This window comes from Pseudomonas sp. NBRC 111138 (assembly GCF_001320835.1).
GTDB classification, from domain to species: Bacteria; Pseudomonadota; Gammaproteobacteria; order Pseudomonadales; family Pseudomonadaceae; genus Aquipseudomonas; species Aquipseudomonas paracarnis.
The window spans coordinates 1-3273 of record NZ_BCBO01000060.1 but is presented as its reverse complement, the minus strand read 5'-3'; the positions used below and the strand labels follow the sequence as shown (position 1 = coordinate 3273).

General features: G+C 64.6%; 2 protein-coding genes. Both read left to right on the top strand.

What is annotated here, in order from left to right:
• Nucleotides 1-156: 156 nt before the first annotated feature.
• Nucleotides 157-2643 carry a circularly permuted type 2 ATP-grasp protein gene (locus tag APH41_RS10515; protein ID WP_054918845.1) on the top strand — a complete coding sequence of 829 codons (2487 nt, stop codon included), beginning with the start codon at nucleotides 157-159 and terminating at the stop codon, nucleotides 2641-2643.
• The coding region (locus APH41_RS10510) for a transglutaminase family protein (RefSeq protein ID WP_054918843.1) at nucleotides 2643-3273 on the top strand (631 nt) is incomplete at its 3' end. The genes APH41_RS10515 and APH41_RS10510, both read left to right, overlap by 1 nt.

The window sequence follows — 3273 nt, the reverse complement described above, 5'->3', positions numbered from 1 at the left end:
AGCTTGCTCCCGCTGGGGTGCGAAGCGCCCCCAATTGCAGGCGACTGCTGCGCAGTCGAGCGGGAGCAAGCTCCCTCGCCACAACAAGCCAGCTCCCACATTGGATCGTAGTGAATTTGAGTTAACCTGACTTCCCTTGCCTCTGCCGAGCGTTCCATGTCCGACTTGCTCGACCGTTACCCGCTCACCGCGGGCACCTATCACGAACTGCTGGACGCCAGCGGCGCGGTGCGTGCCCATTGGCGACGCTTGTTCGATCACCTGCAACGCAGCACGCCCGCACAACTGGCCCAGCGCCAGGCGTTGTTGACGCGTCAGATCCAGGAAAACGGCGTCACCTATAACGTCTACGCCGACCCCAAGGGCGCCGACCGCCCCTGGGAACTGGACCTGCTGCCTCATGTGCTGGCGGCCGAGGAGTGGCAGCAACTGTCGGCCGGCATCGCCCAGCGTGCGCGCCTGCTCAATGCGGTGCTGGCCGACCTGTATGGCCCGCAGCGCCTGATCAAGGAAGGCTTGCTGCCGGCCGAACTGGTGTTCGGGCATAACAATTTTCTGTGGCCGTGCCAGGGCATCCAGCCGCCCGACGGTGCGTTCCTGCATCTGTACGCGGTCGACCTGGCGCGCACGCCGGACGGCCGCTGGTGGGTCACCGCCGACCGTACCCAAGCCCCATCGGGCGCCGGCTACGCCCTGGAAAACCGCACCATCGTGTCCCGCGCCTTCCCGGACCTGTACCGGGATATGCAGGTGCAGCACCTCACCGGTTTCTTTCGCACGCTGCAGGAAACCCTGGCGCGCCAGGCCCCTGGCGATGATCAGCCGCCGCTGATCGTGCTGCTCACGCCGGGGCGTTTCAACGAAAGCTATTTCGAACACCTGTACTTGGCGCGCCAGCTCGGGTACCCCTTGGTAGAGGGCGGCGACCTCACCGTGCGCGACAGCACCGTGTTCCTGAAAACCCTTAGCGGCCTGCGCCGGGTGCACGCGATCATGCGTCGCCTTGATGATGATTTCTGCGACCCGCTGGAGCTGCGCACCGACTCCGCGCTCGGCGTGCCGGGCCTGCTCGACGCCGTACGCCAAGGCAATGTGCTGGTGGCCAATGCCTTGGGCAGCGGCGTGCTGGAGTCCCCGGGGTTGCTGGGCTTTTTGCCCAAGATCAACGAATTTTTGTTCGGTGAAGCCTTGATCCTGCCGTCGATTGCCACCTGGTGGTGCGGCGAAGCGCCGGTGCTTGCCGAAGCCTTGGAAAAACTCCCGGAGCTGCTGATCAAGCCGGCATTTCCCTCACAAAGTTTCGCCCCGGTGTTTGGTCGCGACCTTGACGACGAACAGCGCCAGGCCCTGGCTGAACGCATGCGTGCGCGGCCCTATGCCTATGTCGCCCAAGAGCTGGCGCAACTGTCTCAGGCGCCGGTATGGCACACCGTGGATGACCACTTGCAACACCGTGCCATTGGTATGCGTGTCTACGCCGTGGCCAGTGAAGACGGTTATCGGGTACTGCCCGGCGGCCTGACTCGCGTGGCGGCCGACGCCGATGCCGAGGTGGTGTCGATGCAGCGCGGCGGGGCGAGCAAGGACACCTGGGTACTCGGCGAACGTGTGCCGGGTGGCGAGCAGTGGCGCGCCCAACGCACCATTGGCGCCTATGACCTGGTGCGCCGCGATCCCTATCTGCCCTCGCGCGTGGTGGAAAACCTGTTCTGGTTCGGTCGTTACTGCGAGCGCTGCGACGACAGTGCGCGCTGGCTGCGCATTGTGCTGGCGCGGTATGTCGACGGCGACGATCCGCTGGCGTTGCAGGCCGCCGTCGAACTGGGCGAAAGCCTGCGCCTGTTGCCGGAGGAGGGCGAGCTGCCTGAGCGCCTGCTCGCCGCCTTGCTGGGTGATGACTGGCCTTCAAGTCTGCGCGCCAACCTGCAGCGCCTGCAGTGGGCGGCATCCCAGGTGCGCGGCAAGTTGTCCAGGGAAAACTGGCAGGCCCTGGTGGAGCTGCAACGCGAAGCCATGGAACTGGAAAGCGACACTGCAGACTTTGGCGAGCTGCTCGACTTTCTCAACCGCCTGGTGATGTCCCTGGCGGCACTGTCCGGGTTTGCCCTGGACGACATGACCCGCGATGAGGGCTGGCGCTTCTTGATGATGGGCCGGCGTATCGAGCGTCTGCAGTTTCTGAGCAGCAGCCTTGCGGCGTTCCTGCGTGGCGTGGCGGTGTTCGATCAGGCCGGGCTGGAATGGTTGCTGGAGCTGGGCAACAGCAGCATCACCTACCGCTCGCGCTACCTGGCGGTGCCGCAGTTGATCCCGGTGCTCGACTTGCTGCTGCTCGACGAGCAGAACCCCCATGCGGTGCTGTTCCAGCTCAAGCTGGTGAGCCGCACCCTGCGCCGTCTCAATGATGATTTTGGCGTGCCCCGTGAAACCGGGCTGGTGCCTTTGGTCGAGCGCCTGGCGCGTTTTGACCTGGGCTGCCTGGAGGACGGCCTGTTTGGCGAAACCAGCGTGCGTGCCGCGCTGGACGGCCTGGCCGACTTGCTGCAAGCGGTGGCCGATGAAAGCGGGCAGGTGTCGGATCGCCTGGCGCTGCGCCATTTTGCCCACGTGGATGATGTCAGCCAGCAAACGGTGTCGGTGTAATGAGCGCGCGCTACCAGATTTTCCACGATACCCATTACCACTATGACAGCCCGGTGTCCCTGGCCCAGCAACTGGCGCACCTGTGGCCAAGGCCGTGCGCCTGGCAGAAGTGCACCTGGCAGCAGTTGGATATCAGCCCGGAACCCACCTCGCGCCGCGACGAACTGGACGTATTCGGCAACCCGATCACTCGCCTGGCGTTCGAACGGCCCCATGATGAATTGCTGGTGAACGCCGGACTCACTGTAGAAGTGCTTTCGCGACCCGCTCTGGACTTCCAGCGGTCGCCGCCCTGGGACCACACCCGCGACAGCCTGACCTACAGCAGCCAAGCCTTGAGCGCCGAGCTGATCGAAGCCTGCCGCTATCGCTTCGAGTCGCCCTATGTCCATCTGAAGAAAACCTTCGTCGAGTTCTCCGAAAGCTGCTTCCCGCCCGGCGAGCCTTTACTGCTGGGCACGCAGGCATTGATGGAGAAGATCTTCAGCGAATTTACCTTCGATGCCGAAGCCACCCAGGTCGCCACGCCGCTGGTTGAAGTGCTGGAGCGCCGTCGCGGCGTGTGCCAGGACTTCGCTCACCTGATGCTTGCCTGCCTGCGTTCCCGTGGCCTGGCGGCGCGCTATATCA

Coding starts and splice junctions, on each gene's coding strand:
- APH41_RS10515 (WP_054918845.1), top strand. CDS start 157: ATGTCCGACTTGCTCGACCGTTACCCGCTCACCGCGGGCACCTATCAC.